General features: G+C 69.2%; 3 protein-coding genes. All 3 read right to left on the reverse strand.

Annotated elements, in window-relative coordinates; genetic code table 11:
- Positions 1–22: 22 nt before the first annotated feature.
- The 3 genes from ACWF94_RS35230 to ACWF94_RS35240 all read right to left on the reverse strand — a co-directional run bounded on the left by ACWF94_RS35230 (position 23) and on the right by ACWF94_RS35240 (position 3730).
- Positions 23–1147, reverse strand: coding sequence for a GuaB3 family IMP dehydrogenase-related protein (locus ACWF94_RS35230; protein WP_453498198.1), 1125 nt, complete (start codon positions 1145–1147; stop codon positions 23–25).
- 104 nt (positions 1148–1251) lie between these two features.
- Positions 1252–2754, reverse strand: coding sequence for an IMP dehydrogenase (gene guaB / locus ACWF94_RS35235; RefSeq protein ID WP_453498201.1), 1503 nt, complete (start codon positions 2752–2754; stop codon positions 1252–1254).
- Positions 2755–3154: 400 nt separating this feature from the next.
- Positions 3155–3730: a sigma-70 family RNA polymerase sigma factor gene (locus tag ACWF94_RS35240; RefSeq protein WP_453498204.1), complete on the reverse strand. Its 576-nt coding sequence runs from the start codon at positions 3728–3730 to the stop codon at positions 3155–3157.
- Positions 3731–4101 lie beyond the last annotated feature (371 nt).

Here is a 4101-nt window from a genome sequence, read left to right on the forward strand (position 1 = left end):
CCGGCGGACCGGACGCGGCAGGTCAGCGCTTGTGCTGAGAGTCCGCCACCGTCACCTCGACGCGCTGGAACTCCTTCAGCTCGCTGTACCCCGTCGTCGCCATCGCGCGCCGCAGCGCCCCGAAGAAGTTCATCGAGCCGTCCGGGATGTGCGAGGGGCCCGCGAGGACCTCCTCGGTGGTGCCGACGATGCCCAGGTCGACCAGCTTGCCGCGCGGCACGTCCTCGTGGACCGCCTCCATGCCCCAGTGGCGGCCCCGGCCCGGCGCGTCCGTGGCACGGGCCAGCGGGGAGCCGATCATCACCGCGTCGGCGCCGCAGGCGATCGCCTTCGGAAGGTCACCCGACCAGCCCACACCGCCGTCCGCGATGACATGGACATAGCGGCCACCGGACTCGTCCATGTAGTCACGGCGGGCCGCGGCCACATCGGCCACCGCCGTCGCCATCGGGACCTGGATGCCCAGCACATTGCGGGTGGTGTGAGCGGCCCCGCCGCCGAAGCCGACGAGGACGCCCGCCGCGCCCGTACGCATCAGATGCAGCGCGGCCGTGTACGTGGCGCAGCCGCCGACGATGACCGGCACATCCAGCTCGTAGATGAACTGCTTGAGGTTCAGCGGCTCGGCCGCGCCCGACACATGCTCGGCGGAGACCGTCGTGCCACGGATGACGAAGATGTCCACACCCGCGTCCACCACGGCCTTGGAGAACTGCGCCGTCCGCTGCGGGGAGAGCGCGGCGGCCGTCACCACACCCGAGTCGCGCACCTCCTTGATCCGGCGCCCGATCAGCTCTTCCTGGATCGGGGCGTCGTAGATCTCCTGGAGGCGGCGGGTCGCGGTCTCGGCCGGCAGCTCCGCGATCTCGTCGAGCAGCGGCTGCGGGTCCTCGTACCGCGTCCAGAGCCCTTCGAGGTTCAGTACGCCGAGCCCGCCCAGCTCGCCGATACGGATCGCGGTCCCCGGGGAGACCACGGAGTCCATGGGAGCGGCCAGGAAGGGCAGGTCAAAGCGGTAGGCATCGATCTGCCAGGCGATCGAGACCTCCTTCGGGTCCCGTGTGCGCCTGCTCGGTACGACGGCGATGTCATCGAACGCGTACGCCCGGCGTCCGCGCTTGCCGCGCCCGATCTCGATCTCTGTCACCTTGTGTGGCCTTTCCCTCTATGTCTGCGCCTACCAGTATCACCGACACACCGGTGAGGGGCGGCCCGGTGTTCCCGGTACCGCCCCTCACTCGGAGTTACGGGCTACTTCCTGCTGTAGTTCGGCGCCTCGACGGTCATCTGGATGTCATGCGGGTGGCTCTCCTTGAGCCCCGCCGAGGTGATCCGGACGAACCGGCCGTTGGTCTGGAGGTCGGGCACCGTACGGCCGCCGACGTAGAACATCGACTGGCGCAGACCGCCCACCAGCTGATGCACGACGGCGGAGAGCGGACCCCGGTAGGGCACCTGTCCCTCGATGCCCTCGGGCACCAGCTTCTCGTCGGATGCGACGCCCTCCTGGAAGTAGCGGTCCTTGGAGAAGGAGCGCTGCTCGCCACGGGTCTGCATCGCGCCGAGGGAGCCCATGCCGCGATACGACTTGAACTGCTTGCCGTTGATGAACAGCAGCTCGCCCGGCGACTCCTCGCAGCCCGCGAGCAGCGAGCCGAGCATCACCGTGTCCGCGCCCGCGACCAGGGCCTTCGCGATATCGCCCGAGTACTGGAGACCACCGTCGCCGATCACCGGAATACCGGCTTCCTTGGCGGCGAGGGACGCCTCGTAGATCGCGGTGACCTGCGGTACGCCGATACCGGCGACGACGCGGGTCGTACAGATGGAACCGGGGCCGACCCCGACCTTGATGCCGTCGACACCGGCGTCGATCAGTGCCTGGGCGCCATCGCGGGTGGCGATGTTGCCGCCGATGACATCCACGCCCGAGGCATTGGACTTGATCTTGGCGACCATGTCGCCGACCAGCCGGGAGTGACCGTGCGCGGTGTCGACCACGATGAAGTCGACGCCCGCCGCGATCAGGGCCTGTGCGCGCTCGAAGGCGTCGCCGGCGACCCCGACAGCCGCGCCGACCAGCAGCCGGCCGTCCCCGTCCTTGGCGGCCATGGGGTACTTCTCGGCCTTGACGAAGTCCTTGACCGTGATCAGGCCCTTGAGCACACCGGCGTCGTCCACCAGCGGCAGCTTCTCGATCTTGTGGCGGCGCAGCAGCTCCATGGCGTCCACGCCGGAGATCCCGACCTTGCCCGTGACCAGCGGCATCGGGGTCATGACCTCACGCACCTGGCGGCTGCGGTCCGACTCGAAGGCCATGTCGCGGTTGGTGACGATGCCGAGCAGCTTGCCGCCCCGGTCGGTCACCGGGACACCGCTGATACGGAACTTCGCACACAGCTCGTCGGCCTCGCCGAGCGTCGCGTCGGGGTGCACCGTGATCGGGTCGCTGACCATGCCGGACTCGGAGCGCTTGACCAGATCCACCTGATTGGCCTGGTCGGCGATGGAGAGATTGCGGTGCAGCACACCGGCACCACCCTGCCGCGCCATGGCGATCGCCATCCGGGCCTCGGTGACCTTGTCCATGGCGGCGGACAGCAGCGGGATGTTCACCCGTACGTTCTTCGAGATGTACGAGGAGGTGTCGATCCGGTCAGGAGCCATGTCGGAGGCACCTGGCAGCAGCAGCACATCGTCGTAGGTCAGCCCGAGTGTCGCGAATTTCTCGGGCACTCCGTCGACGTTGGTCATGACACCTTCCCCATATGGCCTTGATCGGTGCGGATGTCCATGCTAACGGGCCGGGAGGCCCTCTCATTCCACGATCAGGATCAGCGAGCAGCTTTGTGTGTTGGTACAGGCGTTGTGTGCGTGTGTCGTGTGCATGCTTCTTCGAACCGTGACGCACGCCGTGACGCACCGTGACGTGCCGAGACGAGACGTACGGGACGCGGGCCGTGCGGCGACGCACGCGTAACGCACGGGGGACGGTGGCGTACGGGACGACGGACACGACGGGCACACCGAGTCATACGGATGCGAGGGCGGTACGACTCAGCGCTCGCCGGGACTCGCGGTGGCCGCGGGCACTCGGTGGCCGCGGCGATTCCGGGGGACCACGGTGTCCGGGACCGGCCCGGGGTGCTCGGGGCTACTGCTCGGCCAGGGCGCGCAGCCTGCTGAGCGCGCGGTGCTGGGCGACCCGGACCGCACCGGGGGACATGCCCAGCATCTGTCCGGTCTCCTCGGCGGTCAGTCCGACGGCGACGCGCAGGACCAGCAGCTCCCGCTGGTTCTCCGGGAGGTTGGCGAGGAGCTTCTTGGCCCACTCGGCATCGTCACTGAGGAGAGCGCGCTCCTCGGGGCCGAGGGAGTCGTCCGGGCGCTCGGGCATCTCGTCGGACGGCACGGCCGTCGATCCCGGGTGGCGCATGGCCGCCCGCTGGAGATCGGCGACCTTGTGCGAGGCGATGGCGAAGACGAAGGCTTCGAAGGGCCGTCCGGTGTCCCGGTAACGCGGCAGGGCCATCAGAACCGCGACACAGACCTCCTGGGCGAGGTCCTCGACAAAGTGCCGTGCGTCGCCGGGCAGCCGGCTCAGACGGGTGCGGCAGTAGCGCAACGCGAGCGGATGGACATGCGAGAGGAGGTCGTGCGTGGCTTGCTGGTCTCCATCCACCGCACGGTGAACGAGTGCGCCGATCACCGTGGTGTTGTCGTCACGCATCGGTCCATGGTGCCTTGGTGGCCGCTGATCCGTGGCACCGCGTCCCATGTTGTGCACCGAAGCGTTATGAGCAGGTGCGCCGGAACTCATCGCCTGCGCCCTCCCCTTCCGCTCGCCGGACTCGTCCCCGAGGAACTCCACATCTCAAGGATGCGGCATCGCGAGGGAAACGGACGCCGGAAGCTGTCCGTCTCCCCGCCCACCGTACGGCGGGCGGGGCTCATCGCGCCCCCCGGTACCCCATTCCAGTCCTGGGGCCCCTCCTTCGGATCCTGCCTCGGGCTCGCGTCCGGGCAGTCACGGCAGCTCTCTCCGCGCCCCTCCGGGCACGGCCGGGACGCCCCCGGCGGAGCCGGGGGGTGCCCCGTCGC

The sequence above is a fragment of the Streptomyces sp. NPDC055078 genome (genome assembly GCF_053607985.1).

Excerpts from the sequence above, each read along its gene's own strand:
- ACWF94_RS35240 (WP_453498204.1), bottom strand. The coding sequence starts at position 3,730 with ATGCGTGACGACAACACCACGGTGATCGGCGCACTCGTTCACCGTGCG.
- guaB (WP_453498201.1), bottom strand. The coding sequence starts at position 2,754 with ATGACCAACGTCGACGGAGTGCCCGAGAAATTCGCGACACTCGGGCTG.